Origin of the sequence: Rheinheimera riviphila (assembly GCF_004005945.1) — a bacterium.
GTDB lineage: Bacteria > Pseudomonadota > Gammaproteobacteria > Enterobacterales > Alteromonadaceae > Pararheinheimera > Pararheinheimera riviphila.
This window is the reverse complement of sequence record NZ_SACS01000031.1, coordinates 15,948-36,405: the sequence shown is the minus strand read 5'-3', so window position 1 is coordinate 36,405 and position 20,458 is coordinate 15,948. Positions and strand designations below refer to the sequence as shown.

Sequence of the window (20,458 nt, the reverse complement as noted above, 5' to 3'; positions counted from 1 at the left end):
TTGCCCAGATAGCTCAGTCGGTAGAGCAGCGGATTGAAAATCCGCGTGTCGGTGGTTCGATTCCGCCTCTGGGCACCACCATCAGAAAGGCCAGTCATTTGACTGGCCTTTTTTGTCTGAAAAATTTATGTTGAATAACAATTAGATACTCGTGGTGCAATTCTGTTGCCGGATTACTTTTGGCATTGTAGTTGCGGGTTTTACGTCAGCTTCCGTTAATTTTTATTCAGCGATGTTAGCGGCGAATCAGCAGCTTGATTCAGTTATTGCTAATTGAATAAATTCGTTCTAAGCTGCGTGCCCTTTTTATTTTTGTTGATTTGCTGGTTTTTTGAGCTGTTGATTTTACGGTGCTCGCTGCCTGATGTGGCTGAGCTATGGTTAATAACAGACTCTGTGCTCCGTCAATTGTCGGGGATTAAATCAGGTCTCCTGGCTGAGGTAGAAAAATGACAAAAGCAATCATTCTGGTGTTGGATAGTTTTGGCATTGGTAGTGCACCGGATGCAGACAAATTTGGCGACACAGGTGCCAACACATTTACCAGTATTGCCCGCGCCTTTGCCAAAGCAAAAGGCCGGCAACTGGCGTTACCTAATTTGGCCAGACTCGGTCTGGTTAAAGCCGCTTTTACTGCGTCGTCTGAAATGGCAGCAGTGGCTGACCATGAACCGGTCGCTGGCGCTTATGGCTGTGCGGCGGAGCTTTCCAGCGGTAAAGACACGCCAAGTGGGCACTGGGAAATCGCCGGGGTGCCGGTGTTGTTCGACTGGGGCTATTTCCACGCCAAAAATCAGAGTTTTCCAAAAGAGTTAATTGACGAGCTATGCGCCCGGGCTGGTGTTGCCGGTATTCTTGGTAATTGCCATGCTTCCGGCACCGATATCCTGGTCCGCTTAGGCGATGAACATGTCCAAACTGGCTTGCCGATTTGTTATACCTCCGCTGACAGTGTGTTTCAGGTGGCGGCGCATGAACAACATTTTGGTTTGGAACGGCTGTATCAGTTTTGTGAAATCGCCCGTGAATTATTAGATCCTTACAATATCGGCCGGGTGATCGCACGGCCATTTCTGGGCGATGCGCCAGATAACTATGCCCGCACCGGTAATCGCCGTGATTATTCAGTGTTACCGCCTGCGCCAACTTTGCTCGATAAACTGACTGAAAGTGGTGGCACTGTGGTGAGTATCGGTAAAATCGCTGATATTTATGCCCATCAAGGGGTTAGCAAAGAAGTGAAAGCCAATGGCCTGGCGGCGCTGGTCGATAAAACCTTGCTCGAATATGCTGCAGCGCCGGATCGCAGTTTGATTTTTACCAATTTAGTCGATTTTGATCAGAACTATGGCCATCGCCGCGATGCGATTGGTTATGGTGAAGCGCTGGAATATTTTGACAGCCGCTTGCCGGAACTGACCGCCGCGCTTGATCCGGATTCTGTACTGCTGATGACTGCCGATCATGGCTGCGATCCAACCTGGATTGGCACCGAGCATACCCGCGAATATGTGCCGGTGTTGTTCAGCGGCCCGAAAGTGGCGCCGGTGAACCTCGGTGAACGACAGACTTTCGCCGATATGGGGCAGACATTGGCCGAATTTTTTGGTTTGGCACCGCTGGCTTATGGCCAGTCGTTTCTAAGCCAGACAAAACTTAAAGATTGACGCCTTGCGAAAGGCTGAACCCGAAAATAAACAACGATTATTTAATAAAAGAGATTTCCGATGACTACTCCTCATATTCACGCCGACGTTGGCGCTTTTGCCGAAACGGTTTTAATGCCAGGTGATCCACTGCGCGCCAAGCACATTGCCGACACGTTTTTAACCGACGTGGTTTGCGTCAATACTGTGCGTAACATGTACGGTTTTACCGGTAAATATCAGGGTAAACCGGTCAGCGTGATGGGGTCGGGCATGGGCGTGCCATCGATGTCGATTTATGCCACTGAATTGGTTAAATATTACGGTGTGAAAAATATCATCCGTATTGGTTCTTGTGGTGGCTTGCCATTATCAGTCAAAGTGCGTGAAGTGGTAGTGGCGATGGGCGCCAGCACCGATTCTGCGGTGAACCGTAACCGCTTGCAGGGCATGGATTTTGCGGCGCTGGCCAGTTTTGAGTTGTTAGAACGTGCCGTTGCTGCAGCCCGCGCCAAAAATATCGGCGTCAAAGTCGGTAACGTGTTTACCTCAGATCTGTTTTACAATCCGGACGCGCAACTGTTTGATACCCTTGAAAAGTACGGCATTTTGGGTGTCGAGATGGAAGCCGCTGGTTTATATGGTGTTGCTGCCGAATATGGCATCAATGCGCTGGCGATTATGACGGTGTCCGATCACATCCGTACCGGTGAATCATTGAGCCCGGACGAGCGTCAAACCAGTTTTAACGAAATGGTTGAAATTGCCTTAGCCCTGGCATAACCGGAGAGTCAGCATGTCATTGACCACCAACAAAATGTTTTATGTGTCCTGGGAAGCGTTTCACCGCGCGACCAAGGAACTGGCGAAAATGTGCTTAAACGGCGAATACGACAGCATTGTCGCGGTGAGCCGCGGTGGGTTAGTCCCGGCAGCCATTTTGGCGCGTGAGCTGAATATTCGGGTGGTTGACAGTATTTGTGTGTCGAGTTACGACCATGATCAACAACGCGAACTGAAGATTTTAAAAGACGCTGCTTTGCAGGATAGCCCGAAGTTATTGATTGTCGACGATTTGGTCGATACCGGCGAAACCGCCAAAGCGCTGCGTGAACACTTTCCACTGGCTTGTTTTGTCACCGTCTATGCCAAACCACAGGGTAAACCTTTGGTAGATAAGTATGTGACTGATATCGAACAAGACACCTGGATCCAGTTGCCATGGGATATGGAGCTGGCCTACAGCGCGCCGCTGGCTGAGCAATGAGAGCTGATTTAAAGCCGGGTCATCTGAAATAAAAAAAGCAGCTTCGGCTGCTTTTTTCATCTGGATCTGTGTCGAATATTAAGTGCAACCTATTCAGGAAGTTGCAATTTCACCCACACCAATCGGTGATCTGAGCTTGAACCCCGGCTGTTCACCACTTCATGCAGCGCTTCGCCTGGTGCTGGCCAGAACACACCACTACTTTGGTACTTCAATCCGTTTTTTGCTGGCAATACATAATCAGCACGCATCCGCCATCCGGCGGTGTGAGTGCTCCCCAGCGGTTTGTCCGGTGAATGCAGGGCGCCGCCGGCGCTTTGCGGGATAAATTTGCTATTGACCAAAGCGTGTTGCGTTAATGCCTTGATCGCGTCCCGAAAGGCATCGCCTTCATCTGGCGATGAATTTAAATCACCGACAATCACAAAAGGGGCTTTGGCAGCATAACCACCCGCTTTGCCTTGATCATCCACCATATAAGATTGACCCGACAGGTAATCGACCCAAAACTTCACTTCATCATGGTTACGGTTGCCGTTGCGGTTTTCCGCGCCATCAAACACCGGTGGTGTTGGGTGACTGGCCAGAATATGCAGAGTTTTGCCGTTGATGGTGACAGGCACGTCCCAGTGCGATTTACTGGACAACGGCATTTGCGCCCAGGCTTCAGCGCTGAACCAAGGGCTGCCATCGGCTTTGCGGGTGACTTTGTGCCCTGGCAAGTCTTTCCATTTAAAGTGCTGGAAAGTGCGGATGTTTTTTTGATCAATTGGGAATTTAGACAGTAAAACCATGCCGTATTGACCCGGGTATTGCCCAAAGCCCCAGGCATCTTCGCCCGGCGTATTCACTTGGCCATCATTATTTAAGTCAAAACCACTGGGCTGGCCGGTATTGACGGTACTGTAATAGTGATAAGGATATTGCTGTGGCGTGCCGCCTTGCTGCGGTTTTGCCAGGTAGTTGTCGATAAACAACTGCACGCCTTTGGCGGGATCGGCAATGTAGTCAAACTCATTTAGCAGAATAATATCTGGCTGAATTTGTTGAATAATCGCCGCAATATTACGAATTTGCGGGTGATCGCCTTTTTTCAGTAACGAAGCCAGAACTTGCGGGCCTATGGCTGAACCTTTATCAACATAGTTTTCCGCTTCCATGCTGACATTAAAGGTTGCGACAGTTAACTCAGTTGCAGACACCGAAAAACCTCCAAACCAAACAGGGAGCAAAGCCAAGAGCATGGCGGTACGATTCATAACAAAAATTCCAGGATAGATGTTGACGAAAAATTTAGCGATGAGCATAACCAGAATGGCGGTTATACCCCACATATATTGCAATTAGATGGCTAGATTGCTGATTTTAGCAACAAATTTCAGCGAAATTTTAATCAAACTTAATTAGAGTGCCTGCATATTTCTGGTCTGATATGTTACACTCGTTTGACAACAAGCGCGTTGACCATAAACTAAAAGGTTAGTTCATCTAACCTGAAAAATATTTAAGGTCAATTTCTAATGTAAGAAAAACGTAATGTTACTGCGTTAAGCTTGTCTCCCAAATTTAAACGAAGATTTGGCTTTAATCAGGGTTCGATAAAACCTACAACTACCGGGTGAAAACAGATATGAAAATGAGACATATTGCTATGGCCGTTGCCGTGGCCTTGAGTTCAAGCTATGCGATGGCTGATACTTCATCAGCAGTTCGTGGTCGGATTTCAAACCCTGAAGGCGCTCCAGCCGCAGGTACCAAAGTCACTATTCTGCACGTACCCTCAGGTACTAGTCGTACTGTAACAACCAACGAAGGCGGTAGCTTTGTCGCTGCAGGCTTACGTGTTGGCGGCCCTTATAAAATTATTGTTGACTCAGAAACTTATGCCGATGAAACCGTTGAAGACGTCTATCTGCAACTGGGTGACACTTTCCAGTTAAATAAACAATTACAAGCTGAAAACGTTGAGCGTATCGCGGTGACTGGTGCGGTAGTTGCTAGCGGTGGTACAAACGGTAGCAGCAGTTACTTTGGTGCTGACGACATCAAAAACGCGCCAAGTTTTAATAACGATTTAAAAGATATCGTTAAAAACAACCCAATGGCTGTATTGTCGCCAAAAGACGGTGAGTTAACAGTTGCCGGCAATAACCCACGGTACAACAGCATCAGTATTGATGGTATTGCGCAAAACGATACTTTTGGTTTGAATGCCAACGGCTACCCGACAACACGTTCACCAATCTCATTTGACGCAATTGATCAAATTACTGTCGACGTTGCCCCATTTAATGCAAAAGCCGGTGGTTTTCAGGGCGGCCAGATCAATGCAGTTACAAAATCTGGTGCCAACGAGATGTTTGGTTCAGTGAAGTATGAAATTAAAAACGACAGTTTAGCTGGCACGCCGGAAAACCGTTTTGCTTCTACGGTTAAGCAACCGTTGACTTTTGACAACAAATTATTTGGTGCAACTTTAGGTGGTGCTGTTGTTCAGGACAAATTGTTCTACTTTATTTCTGCAGAACAATATGATGCAACTCCACCTCTGGAGTGGGGGCCGACTATTCCAAACGGAACTAACCCTTTAGCCAATGCTTCATTAGTTACACAAGAACAGATTAATCAAGTCGTAAATATCGCTAAAACTGTTTACGGTGTTGAAGCCGGTGACTGGAATGTAATTCCTGAAGAAACTGACGAAAAGCTTTTACTGAAGCTGGACTGGAACATTTCTGACGAACAACGTGCCTCTTATACTTATCAATACAACAAAGGCAATCAGACGCAAGGTAACAACTCCACCACAGCCATAATGCGCCTTTCTTCAAATTGGTATAACAAAGAAGAAGTTTTGAATAACCACGCTTTCCAGCTTTATTCAGACTGGACTTCAGATTTCTCGACGAAGTTAAGTGCAACCTATATGGATGTTGCGACATTGCAAAAATCTTTGTCTGATTTTGGTGATGTATCGGTATTAGTTCCACGTTATAACGGCAACCCTGGTCAGACTGCGACTATTGCTTTAGGTAGCGATATTTCCCGTCACTCGAATGATCTGAAAAAGAAAACCTGGATTCTTGGCGCGGAAGGTGACTATCTGCTGGATAATCACCGGATCAACTTCGGTTATCAGTTCACCCGGTTTGACGTGTTTAACCTGTTCCTGCAGCGTACCAAAGGCCAGTATACCTTTAACGGTATTGCGAACTTCCAGAATCAGATTGCGCAGTCTGTTCGTTATCAGAATGCCATCAGCCATGATGCCAACGATGCTGCTGCATCATTTGCTCGCGATGAACATGCTCTTTATGTAAACGATGAATGGGCTGCAACTGACGACTTAACGGTGAACTACGGTTTACGTTATGAACGTCTGACTTCTGGTGATGTACCTGCGTTTAATGCTTTTTCGTTAGCTCGCACGGGTTACAACAATACCGAGAACTTGGATGGTGTTGATATTTTCCTGCCACGTGCTGGCTTTAAATATATCGCAACTGATGATTTAACACTGCGTGGTGGTGTGGGTCGTTTCTCTGGTGGCCAGCCAACAGTCTGGATTTCCAACAGCTACTCAAACGTGGGTATTGGAACCGGTGATCGTTCACTGAGCAACCTGACCGGTGTGAAGATTACTGAAGTGCCACAAGCGCTGAAAAATGCAGTTGCTGGTGTAACTACCGGTGGTAACACCAACCTGGTGGATCCAAACTTTGAGCTTCCGTCTGACTGGCGCTTCCAGTTGGCTGCAGATTATGTTTTCAGTTTGCCGGTGATTGGTGACGACATCAACTGGACCACTGAATTGATGTACGTGCGAAAGCAAGACAGTGCGCAGTGGCGCGATGTCAGTATTCTGGATTCAGAGCAGGTTGCTACGACTCCGGATGGTCTGCGTAAGATTTACCGTGACACGGATGGTGTGGTTGACATTATGTTGACTAATGCTGAAGACGATGGTCGGTCGAAAATTTTCAGTACAATGTTGAGCAAGAACTGGGAAAGTGGCTTTAATGTGACCACTTCATACACCAACCAGGACATTACTGAAGGTGCTCCGGCCACGAGTTCAACCGCTGGTAGTAACTACGGTAATAACCCGGTGATTAACCGCAATGAATCTATTGTTGGCCGTTCAACTTTCGAAACTGAACACCGTTTTGTGGTGAATTTTGGTTATGAAACTGAGCTGTTCTCTGGTTATGCTACCAACGTTAACCTGTGGTTTGAGCGCCGTTCAGGTAAGCCAATCAACTATCTGTTAGGTATACAGGACTTTAACGGTACAAATCCATTGACCAACCCGTCACTCCAGTTAAGCCCTGGTACGAGCAACAACTACTACCTGCCATTCATCCCGAAACAAGGCGATAAGTCAGTGGTTAAATTCGCCAATGCCACTGCAGAAACTGCATTCTTTGAGCGTATCAAGCAGTTAGGCCTGGATAAGTATGAGGGGCAATATTTGCCAAAAGGCGTGTCGACTACACCTTGGGTAACCACATTGGATATGTCTGTACGTCAGGAAGTCCCGGGCTTTGCTGAAGGCCACAAAGGTACTATCTATTTCAACGTTGAAAACTTGTTGAACCTGATCGACCATAGCAAAGGCAAAGTATACGGCGATGATTTTGGTGATGTAACTTTGGCTGACTTCACGTTAGACCAGGCTACCAATCAATATATCTACAACAACATCACGTCGAACCAACGCAACTGGGATAAATTCTACCCAGAAAAATCAACGTGGCGGATCAAGTTGGGCGTAAGCTACAACTTCTAATCTAAAGCTGTTTGATCTGTAAAAAACGCCAGTCTTTGTACTGGCGTTTTTTTTACGTTGGCAGATGGAAGTTCGGCTTCCGCGATGACCAGGCAAACTGTATTGCTGCTTTTGCGCCAAAACTGCACGTCAATTACTGCTGTTACAGCATTTGCGCATATTTGTTATTTCTAATTCCGGATAAATTGGCGATAATTAACCGTCATTACCTCATATAAGAATCGAACCGTGGCTAAACCTACCATCATTGCCATTGCCGGTGCTTCCGCATCAGGCAAAAGTTTATTTGCATCAACCGTTTATCAGGAACTTGTTGCTGAATTTGGTGGAGAGCGGATTTCCGTGCTGGCAGAGGATGCCTATTATCGCAATCAGGATCATTTGTCGATGGAGCAGCGGGTGCTGACCAACTACGACCATCCTGCCGCTTTTGAACACGAATTACTGGCCGTACATTTACAGCAATTGCGCGAAGGCCATTCGGTCGAAATGCCGCAATATTGTTATAAAACCCACACCCGCAAAAGCGAAACCATCAAAGTCCAACCGGCCAAAGTTATTTTGGTCGAAGGCATTTTATTGCTGACGGATGCGCGGTTACGGGAACAGTTTAATATTACGGTATTTATGGATACGCCGTTGGATGTGTGTTTATTGCGCCGGATCAAACGTGATTTAGAAGATCGCGGCCGGACTCTGGTTTCGATTACCGAACAATACGAAAACTACGTCCGACCGGCATTTTTTGAGTTTATTTCACCGTCGAAGCAATATGCCGATCTGGTGGTGACCCGTGGTGGCAAAAACGAAATTGCCATTGATATTATGAAAGCGAAAATTCGCGCTTTATTGGCGTGATCAAGCCTTTCTTGCGCATCTTGGTTTTAGGCTAATCTCGTTCATTCCAGTTGCGATGTTTTCGTTAAATTCAGCAGATTATCAATAATTAAGAACCGGCTTTTTGCCGGTTTTTTTGCTCTAAGATGATGAATATTAAAAGTTAAATTTGATAATATCTCTGGTTTAGCAACAGTTAATTTAGGCTCTTTTCAAGCGGATCTTTTCTGTTATAATCGAGTCGCAAAACTTCAAGTTTAGACAACCCCAGACAAGCAATCATCAGCCAAAGCATTCTTGCTTTGAGCCTCCCGCTTCGAAACTGTAACTACTTGATCTTTTGGTGCTATCCTAGGATCCGGCATCACGAGAACAATAATCCTGCAGTCAATGCGGACCAAGATCCAAGGAAAATCAATATGATGAGTTTAGTTGGCATCTTTGCCATCTTATTAGTTGCCTATTTGGCATCAACACACAGAAAACAAATTAAATGGCGTACGGTTATCGGTGCTTTTCTGATCCAGGTCGCAATCGGTGCATTTGTGCTGTACGTGCCTTTTGGTAAAGACGTCCTGATCAGTGTGTCAAACGCAGTCGGAAATGTAATTTCTTATGCGAATCAGGGGATTATTTTCCTATTCGGTGATGTTGGTTCGATGAAATATGGTTTTGTTTTTGCCATTCACGTATTGACGGTCATTATTTTCTTCTCATCTTTAATTGCAGTGTTGTACCACATCGGTGTGATGCGGTTTGTGATTAGCATTTTAGGTGGTGGTTTACAAAAACTGCTTGGCACCAGCCGGCCTGAATCAATGAACAGTGCCGCCAATATCTTTGTGGGTCAAACCGAAGCACCGTTGGTGGTCAGGCCTTTTATTCCGACCATGACGCGTTCCGAATTATTTGCGGTGATGGTGGGTGGTTTATCATCCGTGGCTGGCTCGGTACTAGCCGGTTATGCCGGTATGGGCGTTGAGCTGAAGTATCTGATTGCTGCCAGTTTTATGGCCGCACCAGGTGGATTGTTAATGGCGAAACTGCTGTTGCCGGAAACTGAGACGCCTAAAAATGATTTAACTGAACTGACTGCTGATGAAAAAAATACCAATGTGATTGACGCCGCTGCTGCAGGCGCTGCCAGTGGCTTAATGTTGGCGCTGAATGTGGGTGCCATGCTTTTGGCATTTGTCGGTTTGATTGCTTTAATTAACGGGCTTGTCGGCTGGGCTGGTGGTCTGGTTGGTTTTGAGGGGCTGACGCTGCAGCTGATTTTCGGTTATGTGTTCCAGCCATTGGCTTTTATCCTTGGCGTCAGCTGGGATGAAGCACGGTTAGCCGGTAGTTTTATCGGTCAAAAGCTCGTGATTAACGAATTCGTGGCTTACCTGGACTTCATTAAGTATGTACAGGAAGGCAAGCTCTCTGAGCACACGCAAATAATCGTAACCATCGCGTTATGTGGCTTTGCAAACTTCTCGTCGATTGCCATCCTGTTGGGTGGTCTTGGCAGCATGGCGCCAAGTCGTCGGCCGGATATTGCACAGCTGGGTTTAAAAGCACTGTTTGCAGCGACATTAGCGAATTTAATGTCCGCGGCAATTGCAGGCTTTTTCTTCTCTCTAAGCTAAGAAACAGGTCTATTTTATGACTCAACAACAAGTCCCAACTTTAGATATCAGACGGTTTGCCACCGACAAAGACAACTTTGTTGCCGAAATTGGCAAGGCCTACACTGAGTTTGGATTCTGTGGCATCAGTGGCCACGGCATTCCGGATGAGGTGGTCGCCAAAACCTACCAAGCGATTAAGCAATTTTTCGCGTTGCCGACTGAAGTCAAAGCGCACTACCATCAGCCTGGTCAGGGCGGGGCGCGTGGTTATACCGCCATTGGTGTTGAGAAAGCCAAAGACAGCAAGCATCCGGATTTAAAAGAGTTTTGGCATGTTGGCCGTGAACTCGATGGGCCAGCGCCGCATCCAAGCCTGTATCCGAACGTGTGGCCGGTAGAAGTACCTGAATTTAAACAGGCGACTTCGGCGCTGTACGAGTCGCTGCAAAGCCTTGGCTGTCAGGTGCTGGAAGCGTTGGCGCTGTTTTTACAGCAGGATCAAAGCTATTTTGCGGATAAAGTAAATTACGGCAACTCGATTTTGCGGCCGATTCATTATCCGCCGATTGCGGATACGTCGACGCAGTCTATTCGCGCCGGCCAGCATGAAGATATTAACCTCATCACTTTATTAGTCGGCTCGCACGAGTCAGGGCTGGAAATTTTGCGCCGTGACGGCAGCTGGTTACCGGTCACCACTATTGAAGGAACTATTGTGGTGAATATCGGCGATATGTTGCAACGTCTGACCAACCATCTGTTGCCGTCAACGACGCACCGGGTGGTGAATCCGGCGGGTGCAGCTGCAGGTCAGCCACGTTACTCCATTCCGTTTTTTATGCATCCAAACCCCGATTATGTGATTGAAACGCTGCCAAGTTGCGTGAGTGAACAGAATCCAAATCGTTATCCGGAACCAATTAATTCCAACGATTATCTGATGCAGCGGTTAGAAGAAATTGGTTTGCTGAAAAAGCCAAAATACTGATCCTGGAGTTATCTTGCGGCGTCTGCTGCAAGGTGATTTGAGATGTAAAATGTCAGGCCAGCCACTCAACCGGTTGGCCTGTTTTGTTTTGGTGGGATCATGATGCTAAATTGCTGATCATTTAAACAATCAGCTGGAAAATAGCGGAATTTTTGCAATCTCAGGTTGACGGCATCGCAGCTGCCGCATAATATGCACGGCGTCGGCGGCATATGCCTCGGTGGTGGAATTGGTAGACACACTAGCTTCAGGTGTTAGCGCTTCGCGGCGTGGGGGTTCGAGTCCCCCCCTAGGCACCAAATTAACCAGCTTTTTAGCTGGTTTTTTTGTATCCACAATTTAGCGAATCATTCAGTAAATCATGCACTGAATGACCACAGACAGACTCACACTTTTCACTTTTGCTCATGTCCTGAATTCTATCCAGCCAGTAAAATTTTGTGACAAAACAGTGGCTGTCAGACAGCGGCTGGATTGACGAACAGGGTATACACTTCAATTGAATCGTTTTTAGATTGAGGTGATGTATGAACCACAATTCGTCCCTGCACTCATTTGGACTCTGGCTGTGTCTGGCATTGATGCTGGTGCTGACTGGTTGCCAGAATGCCCCCCGTCAAACTATATCTAACACCACTAACAGCGAGCTGTTTGTCGACGACCAGTTTGGAGCTGCTACGGCCGCTATTGAAACGCCGGAGCAAATTTTCGCGGTTCCTGCTGAAGTGGTGTCTGAACTTCGCCAGCAAGTCATGTTGTACGGTGATCCATTTGACCGCAGCAGGGCCTTGTTACGCTTTATCTTCAACGATGGCACCGATATGTTGGAGTACGTCAATTCGGCGACCTTAATTGCCAGCGACACCCTGCAAAAACGGCAGGCGAATTGTTTGTCGTTAACCATTTTGGCCTATAGCCTGGCGGATGCCTTGGGTTTTGACTCCAGATTCCAGGACGTTGATGTCCCCGAGTATTGGATCACCCGCTCTGGCAGCAGTCTGCTGAATGGCCATGTGAATCTGGTGGTCAATCCGGATTCTAAATTTGCCGGAGTCGGGCATATTGTCTATCGTCGGCATAGCTATCTGATTGATTTCGACCGGGTGCCATCCAGAACCCAACTTCGCACCACCGAAGTTGGGCGTAATGCCATTATCTCAATGTTTTATAACAATAAAGCGGCTGATGCTATCGTGAGTAAAAATTACGATTTGGCTTATCAGTACCTGAAAGCCGCGATCCGCACTGCACCTGAATTATCCGGCAACTGGAACAATCTGGCCGTGCTGTACCGGCACAAACAACTGTTGGCAGAAGCTGAGCTGGTGTATTTGCACAGTCTGGCGCTGGAACCGGATCATTCCAATACCATGGCCAATCTGGCGATGCTGTACCAGTTAACAGGTCGATACCAGCAAGCAGCTGATTTAGAAGATAAAGTTGCTAAAAAACGTTTGGCAAACCCATTTTATTTTGTGATGCTGGGCAACGAAGCTTACGAGCGTCGGGATGCGGATGTAGCGCTGCGTCATTTTCGGCAGAGTTTAAGATTGCAACCCAATACTCCGGAAGCACTATTTGGGATGGCGCGGGTCTATTTGCTCAAAGGCGATCTGACCACCGCATCACGTTACCTGCAGTCGGCGAAAAAATACGTTGGACCTGGTCCGGAGCGGCGTCGTTATCAATCAAAACTGGATTTGCTCAATGCGATTGCCAAGCAGGTATAAATGCTGGTTTTTGACGCTGCTGTTGTTAACCTCACAAGCAGCAGCTGATGAATTGTTGCTCGCACAAGCCTGGCAGGATGTACAGCAGTTATCGTCCGATAAAATGGCCGGGCGTTTTCCGGGCAGTGCAGGCCATCAGCTGGCGCAGCAGTATATTTCAGCGCGCTTTAGTGAGCTAAAACTGCAACCATTACTGGCGGATTACCGGCAGCCTTTTCAATATAAAACGGGTTTTTTCAGCCAGTCATCTGGGGTGAATCTGGTGGCGCAGATCAAAGGTTGTCGGTTTCCGGATGCTTATGTGGTGGTTACTGCGCATTATGACCACCTGAAAATGGCGGGTTCCAACATATTTAACGGGGCTGATGATAACGCTTCGGGGGTGGCCGGCATGCTCTATCTGGCGGGAAAGCTTCGCCAAAGTTGCCCAGCGTATTCTTACATTTTTATCGCGACTGATGCTGAAGAGCAAGGACTGGATGGTGCCAAAGCCTGGCTGGATCAAGCGCCGCTCCCCAGCACGCAGCAGCTCTTAAACATTAACCTCGACATGATTAGCCGCGGTGAAAAACGTCAGCGGCTGTATCTGGCCGGAAAACGCAGTTTGCCAGCGCTTGGCAATATACCGATCCGACAACATGGCGAAGTCAAACTGGTACTGGGTCATGATGGCAGTAGCCGTGTCGGGGCGGCGAGAAGTTCTGGGGATAGTTCAGCGCAGGTCGACTGGTCCAATGCCAGCGACCATGCGGTGTTTCGCCGCGCCGGTATTCCTTATCTGTATTTTGGCGTTGATGTGCATCGGCATTACCATACCCCGGATGATGACTGGCAACAGATCAACACAGAGTTTTTCCAAAGCGCATTACAGTTAATTCACAGCAGTGTGCAATGGGTGGAGCAGCAGCCACCCGCGGTGTTTATCGATGCCCGCCGCGCGCGTTAACTCGCGTTCACCAGTTGTTAGTGCTGCACTGTCCACGCAGATGTTCCAGTTATTACAGTTGTTCCAAATGGATCAGCAGCTCCGCAGCTTTTGTCCGAATGGCCGTCTGCTGTGTGTCGTCTTTTCGATGCCATTGCTGGTAAGCCAGTTGCAAGCGAGCATTGTTGCTCAGTTTGGCCGTATTGCGCGCCAAAAAATCCCAGTACAAGGCGTTAAAAGGGCACGCCAGTTCGCTGGTGGTTTCTTTCACTTTGTAATAACAACTGCTGCAATAGTTACTCATCCGCTGAATATAGTTGCCGCTGGCGGCATAAGGTTTGGACGCCAGCACGCCGCCGTCGGCAAACAGTGCCATGCCAAGGGTGTTTGGTAACTCGACCCACTCAAAGGCATCGGCATACACCGCCAGATACCAATCGGTTACTTCAGCCACGGATAGCCCGGCCAGCAGTGCAAAATTGCCGGTAATCATCAGCCGGTGAATATGGTGCGAGTAAGCGTATTTGATGGTGTGACCGATGGCTTGTTGCATACAGCGCATCTTAGTGTTGCCGTGCCAGTAGTAACCTGGCAAAGCTCTGTGCGCATCAAAAAAATTGCGGTTTTTGTAGTCGGGCATCAGCAACCAATACAAACCCCGCACATATTCGCGCCAGCCAATCAGCTGGCGGATATAACCTTCAGCGGCGTTCAGCGGCACCAATCCCGCCTGATAAGCCTGCTCGACTTTTTGGCACATCCAGCGCGCATCCAACAAACCAATGTTGAGATACATCGAGCAGATACTGTGAAACAAAAACGGCTGATCCAGCACCATTGCGTCCTGATACTGACCAAATAGCGGCAATTGATGTTCGACGAAGTCCAAAAATGCGGCTCGGGCGTCCTTGCCAGTCACCGCTAAAGCAAAATTACCGGCATCGCCGATATTATTCGGAAATTCACTGCGCACTACATTGATCACCGCCTGGGTAATGTCATCAGGATCAATGGCGACCGGCGTTGGCACCGCCAAATCAGCCGGGCAGGGCTTGCGATTTTCTAAGTCGTAATTCCATTTGCCGCCGGCAGGTTCGGTGCCATTCATGAGCAAGCCGGTGTAGCGCCGCATTTCGCGGTAAAAATACTCCATCCGGTATTGGCTGCGGCCTTGTGCCCAGCGGTTAAACAGCTCCGTGCTTGCAATAAACCGGTCGTCGTCGAGCACCGTCACCGGCTTTGCCAGGCGCGACGGCCAGCTTTGGATATCCTGCGCCAGCCGGAATTCAGCAGCGGCAGTCACCACCACGGATTGCAACTGTGGCTGGTGTTGCAGGGTCATCGCCACCGCTTCGTACAGTGAGCCAATTCGCTGGCGGTAATCGATGTATTCAACCTGCATACCCTGTTGTTGCAGTAATGCGGCAAAGTGGCGCATGGCGCTGAAAATCAGCACTATTTTGTGCTGATGATGGCCGACATAACTGGCTTCGGCCTGCACTTCGGCCAGTAACACCCGATCACCGGGTTGCCATTGCCGTAAGCTGGCAATGGCCGGACTTAATTGATCACCTAAAATCAGAATCAGTTTTGACATCAAGCTGCTGCACATTATTCACATTCGTCAGATACCATGGTTACGCTGGGGCTGGGTCACAGGATCAGCGGCTGGCGGTAAAACTGCTGTTTGCGTGCGTGCGTGCGTGCGATGCTGCGCAGCCGTATCTATCTGCGCGGTCACAAATGCCTGCGAATTTACAAATGGCAGCAATTGCGATAACTTGGGACTATTGCACAAAAAAACAGCGAAAAGCGTCAAAACAAGGAACGCAGTGGTGGATCCGTTAGAAACAATTTTGCTGGAAGTGTCGCGTTCACACGCCATCGACAGCGGTGCCTTTGACGACGCCGTGCACCTGATCCTGCAATCGTTGCAGCGCGGGCTGGTCGTTCGGCGTGTCAGTTTGTGGTTTTATGGCGCTGATGGTCAAAGTATGGTTTGCCACACGTTGTTGGACGCCGGTACTGTGCATCAGGAACCGTTGCAGCTGTTGGCCACGCAATATCCACAGTATTTTACCGCTCTGCGCAGTGAGCGGGCCATTGTCGCTGATGATGCGCATACCAACCCTTACACCCAGGAATTTAGCGCCGGTTATTTACCGCTGTATCAGATCAGTTCGATGCTGGATTTACCCATTCGCCATCTGGGTAAAATGATTGGCATTATTTGTTGTGAGCATGCTGGTGCCGCGCGCCAATGGCAGGCAACGGAGGTGAGATTTGCCGGTGGTTTGGCGGATCAAATTGGCCGGGCATTAAATGCACAGCAATTTCTACAATTACAACTCCAGCTGGAACAGTTAAATAGCGAGCTGGAACAGCGGGTTGAACAACGCAGTGAACAACTGAGGGTCAGTGATCAGGATTTAGAAAAAGCTCATCAACAAATTCTCGATCAAGCCAGGTTAGCGACACTTGGTGGCATCGTGGCTGGCGTCGCGCACGAAGTCAGCTCACCGCTCGGCGTGGCATTGCTGGCAGGTACCAATGTGCAGGATTTGTTTGCCGATTTGCAGCAAAAAACCGCCGATCGCAGTTTGACCTCCAGAATGTGGGACGACTATGTGTTGCGGATCAGCGAAGGTCAGCAGATCTTACTGAGCAATTTGCAGCGGGCGCAGCGTTTAATGGACCAGTTTAAAGCCACTGCCGCCTGCCAGACCAAGGCGCAATCCAGTTCAGTGCAGTTCCTGGAGTTGGTGCAAAACTTACTGGCCAGTCTGACGCCGGTGACCAAACAACAAAAAGTCCAGTTTGAACTGAACATCGACGACAAGTTACAGCTGGTCACTGCGGCCGATGTCTGGTTGCAAATTCTGACCAATCTGGTGTTAAACAGCTGTCATCATGCCTTTGTCGGCATTATGCAGCCGAAAATTTATATTAGTGCCGCTTTTAATGCCGATCAGGAATTTGAATTTTGCTATCGCGACAATGGCATCGGTATGGACGACAGCACTAAAGCCAGGGTGTTTGAACCCTTTTTTACCACCCGGGCGCGTGAAGGCGGCACCGGGCTTGGCATGTCAATTATCCGCCAACTGGTCAGCGATAAACTGCAGGGGCAGCTGGAATTACACAGTGCTTCCAACGATGGCTTCAGACTCGTGATCCGCTGTCTGGCGTGAACACCGAATTACCTAAAATGAGTCCTAATCCACCATTGCACCTACCAGAAAGTTGGGTATGATGATGCCAAACCTACAAGTGCCGGAGCCACTATGACTGCCTTTACCCATCACCTGAACCGCTTGCCGGTTATGTTCTGCCTGAAGCTGCTGCCATTCTGTATCGCTGGTCTGGTAAATCCGGCCGTTGCCGAAGAAATGACTACCCATGGCAGTCATGTGCACGGCGAAGCAGCGCTGACTTTTGTGCTGGATGGTAATGAAGCGGAATTGGCGTTAGTGACGGCGGCCGGTAATATTCTGGGTTTTGAACATAAGGCGGCTACACCGGAAGAACAGCAACAGCAAAAAACACAGCTGGAGATGTTGCAAAGTGGTCGTTGGTTTAGCGCGGATACGGCGGCGAACTGTACAGTTGCGGGGCAGGAGGTACGGATTGAACAAGACGATCACGGCCACGCCGACTTATACGCCAATATTCAGCTGTTATGTCAGGCGCCGTTAAAACTGCAGAATTTACAGTTTGGCTTGTTTGAGTTGGCGTCCGGTTTAACCACCATCAAAGCACAATATTTGGTTGATGGGGTGGCAGGAGCCCAGGAATTGTCGGCAACCAGCCCGGCACTGAAGCTTCGTTAAGAGCGCTTCGGTAAAAAGGGGGCGGAGCCAATTGTTAGTAAAATTAACAATTGGCTCCGCCCCCTTTTTTAAACGTTATTCGTACACGTATTCGCTGATGGTGTCGGCTTTCAGGCTGTAGGCTGAATTCGCTAAATCATGGCTCATGGTATCGGTGGTTAACGTGCCTTCAATCCAGAATGGGTTGTAGATCATGTCTGCTTTTAAGCCCTTGGCATTGGTGACAAAAATAATCTGGTTTGGTGGTGGTGGTGGGACGTGAATACAAGCGCCGAAGTAAGGGACCAGGAAAAACGCACTGATATTCTGCGCTTCGTCATATTCAATCGGCACGATAAAGCCGGGGATCTTTACTTTTTTACCGTTTAATTCGCCACGCACATTGGCCGATTGTAAGACTTCACTCCAGGCCTGACTCGACGGGTCCTGATTTGATGGATCGGTGCCGGTCATTTGCTGTTTCAGGCCATTCGAAGGACCTTCGCCGCCTTCATGACTGACTTCAGGTAAGGCTTCCATTTTCGCCAAATCTTCCGGCGGTAATAAATCAGTCCATTCCAATGTTTGTACTGCATTTTTTTTGGCTGGAGCTTTGGCTGGATCTTTGGCGGCATCTTTGGTGGCATCTTTTGCAGCTGGAGCGGCGGTGGTGGCAGCAGCGGCGGCGAAACTTTCGAATGCGACCAGACTCAGGAATAACCCTATCAACAACGGTTTCAACATTAGAGCTTACTCTCAGGCATATGTTATAAAGTACGGATTGGGCTTTATCATATCATTTCGACGAGATTGCTTGTGTTATCAAAACCGAATTTTCCGGCGCTTGAACTCAAAAACTTCCACTTTCAATGGCCAGGCCAACAGGCTTTTAGCTTAGATATCCCAGCCGTTTCGCTGGCGGTTGGTCAGCATTTATTTATCCGCGGCGCTTCTGGCTCAGGTAAAACCACTTTATTGAATCTGCTGTGCGGTATTCATCGCTTAACCAAAGGCGAAATTCACATTGGCGGACACCTATTGCAGCCACAGTCTGGTGCGAAACGGGATGCGATCCGCGCCCGTAACATTGGGGTGGTATTTCAGCAGTTGAATTTAATTTCCTATTTATCGGTGCTGGATAATGTCTTACTGGCAGGCGAATTTGCCGGTAACAAGCTGCCCGATGCCAAAGCGCGGGCGCAGTCGCTGCTAACGGCGTTAGGGATGAGCGAAACTTTGTGGCAAAAACAAGCGCAGCAGCTGAGTGTCGGTCAGCAGCAGCGGGTGGCGATAGCCAGGGCTTTGCTGAATGAGCCAGCATTATTGATTGCCGACGAACCCACTTCGGCGCTGGATGCCGATAATCGGGATGCCTTTATCCGGCTATTACTTTCAGAAGCTGATCGCTGCGGCACCACGGTGATTTTTGTCAGCCATGACGCACAGTTAGCGGATTATTTTGCGGCAGTGCTCAGAATGGAAAATCTGGCGGCTGGGGTGGTGCTTAGCAATCCGTTAAGCAACCCACAAACCAACCCACAAACAGAAACCACCGGGGAGCAAGCCCCATGTTAATTCGGTTAGCCCGGCAGAGCTTATGGAACCGGCGCGGCACTGCGCTGATGACGTTGTTATCTTTGGTGATCAGTATTGCGCTGTTATTGGGCATTGATCATTTACGGCTGGAGGCCAAACGTAGTTTTACCAGCACCGTTTCCGGCACCGACTTAATTGTCGGCGCGCGTTCCGGGCAGCTGAATTTATTGTTGTACTCGGTGTTTCGACTGGGCAGCGCCACCAACAATATCAGTTGGCAACATTACCAGCAGATCAGCAAACACCCGCAGGTGAAATGGTCAATTCCGTTGGCTTTGGGCGATTCACACCGCGGTTTTCGGGTGATTGGCACCAACGATGATTATTTCCGCTTTTTCCGCTACGGTCAGCAGCAACAGCTCGACTTTGCTCAAGGCCAGGCCTTTGCTGAGGTCTATCAAACGGTGCTTGGCGCGGCGGTCGCCGACAAACTTGGTTATCAGCTGGGGGAGCAAATTATCCTGTCGCATGGCGTGGGTGCCGTCAGTTTCAGTCAGCACAAAGATCAGCCTTTTACCGTCGTTGGTATTCTGGCACCGACCGGCACGCCAGTTGATCAAAGTGTGCATGTCAGTCTGGCCGGCATTGAAGCTATTCACCGTGGTTGGCAAGGTGGGGCGCCAGTGCTTGGCAGGCAACCTAAACTGCATGCCGAACAACTTGCAGCGCTGCAGCCAACCGTCATCACCGGCTTTATGCTGGGCTTAAAATCGAAAGTGGCAACTTTTGCGCTGCAACGGCAAATTAATGAATTTAAAGCCGAACCTTTAACCGCCATTTTACCCGGCGCCGCTTTGGCGGAACTATGGCAAATGCTTAGTATGGTGGAGAATTTGTTGTTGCTGGTGACCTTACTGGTGTTGATTGCCGCTTTGATTGGCATGATGACGACGTTGCTGGCGGCGATGAAAGAGCGGCAACGCGAAATGGCCATTTTACGGGCTGTCGGCGCCAGACCCTGGCAACTGTTCTGGTTGATTGAGCTGGAGGTGTTATGCCTGACCGTACTGAGTATCGGCGGCGCGCTGCTGACGTTAACAGCTGGTTTGTGGCTGGCGCAGCCGCTGCTGAGCAGTCAGTATGGTCTGGTGATTAGCATCTGGCCCTGGCATAGCCATACCGGCATCGTATTGTCAGCGTTAACCGGTGTGTCGTTGGTACTGGGTGCTATTCCGTCCTATCTGACGTACCGGCAAAGTGTGGCACAAGGCTTGGTCATAAAATTGTAACAAAACTGATTCAGAGGATTTTTCCC

The 20,458-nt window shown here is 48.8% G+C and carries 16 protein-coding genes and 2 tRNA genes; 15 read left to right on the top strand and 3 right to left on the bottom strand.

The features are described 5' to 3' along the window. Nucleotides 1-2: 2 nt before the first annotated feature. The 4 genes from EOE67_RS19180 to gpt all read left to right on the top strand — a co-directional run bounded on the left by EOE67_RS19180 (nt 3) and on the right by gpt (nt 2,913). Nucleotides 3-78 (top strand) — tRNA-Phe (locus EOE67_RS19180). Nucleotides 79-449: 371 nt separating this feature from the next. Further along, nucleotides 450-1,667, top strand: coding sequence for a phosphopentomutase (locus EOE67_RS19175; RefSeq protein WP_127701003.1), 1,218 nt, complete (start codon nt 450-452; stop codon nt 1,665-1,667). Nucleotides 1,668-1,727: 60 nt separating this feature from the next. Further along, on the top strand, nt 1,728-2,429 hold the full coding sequence (deoD, locus tag EOE67_RS19170; protein WP_068060482.1) for a purine-nucleoside phosphorylase: 702 nt from the start codon (nt 1,728-1,730) through the stop codon (nt 2,427-2,429). A gap of 13 nt (nt 2,430-2,442) precedes the next feature. Then, nucleotides 2,443-2,913, top strand: a complete 471-nt coding sequence (gene gpt / locus EOE67_RS19165) for a xanthine phosphoribosyltransferase (RefSeq protein ID WP_127701002.1) — start codon at nt 2,443-2,445, stop codon at nt 2,911-2,913. Nucleotides 2,914-3,002: 89 nt separating this feature from the next. Here gpt and EOE67_RS19160 read toward each other — a convergent pair whose 3' ends face one another. Then, entirely contained in the window at nt 3,003-4,115 is a 1,113-nt protein-coding gene (locus tag EOE67_RS19160) for an endonuclease/exonuclease/phosphatase family protein (RefSeq protein ID WP_240652883.1), read from the bottom strand. A gap of 428 nt (nt 4,116-4,543) precedes the next feature. On the opposite strand from EOE67_RS19160, the gene EOE67_RS19155 reads away from it, so the two are divergent. From EOE67_RS19155 to EOE67_RS19125, 7 genes are all read left to right on the top strand, one after another. Next, on the top strand, nt 4,544-7,702 hold the full coding sequence (locus tag EOE67_RS19155) for a TonB-dependent receptor (RefSeq protein WP_127701000.1): 3,159 nt from the start codon (nt 4,544-4,546) through the stop codon (nt 7,700-7,702). A 228-nt stretch (nt 7,703-7,930) separates the two neighbouring features. Next, the gene (gene udk / locus EOE67_RS19150; RefSeq protein ID WP_127700999.1) at nt 7,931-8,560 is read left to right on the top strand and encodes a uridine kinase; all 630 of its coding nucleotides are present in this window, start codon (nt 7,931-7,933) and stop codon (nt 8,558-8,560) included. 398 nt (nt 8,561-8,958) lie between these two features. Continuing rightward, entirely contained in the window at nt 8,959-10,173 is a 1,215-nt protein-coding gene (locus tag EOE67_RS19145) for a NupC/NupG family nucleoside CNT transporter (protein ID WP_127700997.1), read from the top strand. A gap of 16 nt (nt 10,174-10,189) precedes the next feature. After that, nucleotides 10,190-11,143, top strand: a complete 954-nt coding sequence (locus EOE67_RS19140) for an isopenicillin N synthase family dioxygenase (protein ID WP_127700995.1) — start codon at nt 10,190-10,192, stop codon at nt 11,141-11,143. Between the two features lie 214 nt (nt 11,144-11,357). After that, a tRNA-Leu gene (locus EOE67_RS19135) sits at nt 11,358-11,442 on the top strand. Between the two features lie 228 nt (nt 11,443-11,670). Continuing rightward, nucleotides 11,671-12,873 (top strand): tetratricopeptide repeat protein, encoded by a 1,203-nt coding sequence (locus EOE67_RS19130; RefSeq protein ID WP_127700993.1) that lies wholly within the window; start codon nt 11,671-11,673, stop codon nt 12,871-12,873. Then, entirely contained in the window at nt 12,851-13,819 is a 969-nt protein-coding gene (locus EOE67_RS19125) for a M28 family peptidase (RefSeq protein ID WP_127700991.1), read from the top strand. Before EOE67_RS19130 ends, EOE67_RS19125 begins: the two co-directional genes overlap by 23 nt. Nucleotides 13,820-13,871: 52 nt before the next feature. On the opposite strand, the gene EOE67_RS19120 is transcribed toward EOE67_RS19125, so the two are convergent. After that, complete coding sequence (locus tag EOE67_RS19120) at nt 13,872-15,395, bottom strand: cryptochrome/photolyase family protein (protein ID WP_127700989.1); 1,524 nt, start codon at nt 15,393-15,395, stop codon at nt 13,872-13,874. A gap of 238 nt (nt 15,396-15,633) precedes the next feature. On the opposite strand from EOE67_RS19120, the gene EOE67_RS19115 reads away from it, so the two are divergent. Then, on the top strand, nt 15,634-16,989 hold the full coding sequence (locus EOE67_RS19115) for a sensor histidine kinase (RefSeq protein WP_127700987.1): 1,356 nt from the start codon (nt 15,634-15,636) through the stop codon (nt 16,987-16,989). Between the two features lie 93 nt (nt 16,990-17,082). Further along, nucleotides 17,083-17,628: a ZrgA family zinc uptake protein gene (locus tag EOE67_RS19110; protein ID WP_127700985.1), complete on the top strand. Its 546-nt coding sequence runs from the start codon at nt 17,083-17,085 to the stop codon at nt 17,626-17,628. A 75-nt stretch (nt 17,629-17,703) separates the two neighbouring features. On the opposite strand, the gene EOE67_RS19105 is transcribed toward EOE67_RS19110, so the two are convergent. After that, the gene (locus EOE67_RS19105) at nt 17,704-18,351 is read right to left on the bottom strand and encodes a DUF3299 domain-containing protein (protein ID WP_127700983.1); all 648 of its coding nucleotides are present in this window, start codon (nt 18,349-18,351) and stop codon (nt 17,704-17,706) included. Nucleotides 18,352-18,423: 72 nt separating this feature from the next. Here EOE67_RS19105 and EOE67_RS19100 point away from each other — a divergent pair, with 72 nt between their 5' ends. Together EOE67_RS19100 and EOE67_RS19095 are read left to right on the top strand one after the other, a co-directional pair. After that, nucleotides 18,424-19,182, top strand: coding sequence for an ABC transporter ATP-binding protein (locus EOE67_RS19100; RefSeq protein WP_127700981.1), 759 nt, complete (start codon nt 18,424-18,426; stop codon nt 19,180-19,182). Next, nucleotides 19,176-20,432 (top strand): ABC transporter permease, encoded by a 1,257-nt coding sequence (locus EOE67_RS19095; RefSeq protein ID WP_127700979.1) that lies wholly within the window; start codon nt 19,176-19,178, stop codon nt 20,430-20,432. Before EOE67_RS19100 ends, EOE67_RS19095 begins: the two co-directional genes overlap by 7 nt. Nucleotides 20,433-20,458: the final 26 nt, after the last annotated feature.

Coding starts and splice junctions, on each gene's coding strand:
- EOE67_RS19175 (WP_127701003.1), top strand. CDS start 450: ATGACAAAAGCAATCATTCTGGTGTTGGATAGTTTTGGCATTGGTAGT.
- deoD (WP_068060482.1), top strand. CDS start 1,728: ATGACTACTCCTCATATTCACGCCGACGTTGGCGCTTTTGCCGAAACG.
- gpt (WP_127701002.1), top strand. CDS start 2,443: ATGTCATTGACCACCAACAAAATGTTTTATGTGTCCTGGGAAGCGTTT.
- EOE67_RS19155 (WP_127701000.1), top strand. CDS start 4,544: ATGAAAATGAGACATATTGCTATGGCCGTTGCCGTGGCCTTGAGTTCA.
- EOE67_RS19145 (WP_127700997.1), top strand. CDS start 8,959: ATGATGAGTTTAGTTGGCATCTTTGCCATCTTATTAGTTGCCTATTTG.
- EOE67_RS19140 (WP_127700995.1), top strand. CDS start 10,190: ATGACTCAACAACAAGTCCCAACTTTAGATATCAGACGGTTTGCCACC.
- EOE67_RS19130 (WP_127700993.1), top strand. CDS start 11,671: ATGAACCACAATTCGTCCCTGCACTCATTTGGACTCTGGCTGTGTCTG.
- EOE67_RS19125 (WP_127700991.1), top strand. CDS start 12,851: ATGCGATTGCCAAGCAGGTATAAATGCTGGTTTTTGACGCTGCTGTTG.
- EOE67_RS19120 (WP_127700989.1), bottom strand. CDS start 15,395: ATGTCAAAACTGATTCTGATTTTAGGTGATCAATTAAGTCCGGCCATT.
- EOE67_RS19110 (WP_127700985.1), top strand. CDS start 17,083: ATGACTGCCTTTACCCATCACCTGAACCGCTTGCCGGTTATGTTCTGC.
- EOE67_RS19105 (WP_127700983.1), bottom strand. CDS start 18,351: ATGTTGAAACCGTTGTTGATAGGGTTATTCCTGAGTCTGGTCGCATTC.
- EOE67_RS19095 (WP_127700979.1), top strand. CDS start 19,176: ATGTTAATTCGGTTAGCCCGGCAGAGCTTATGGAACCGGCGCGGCACT.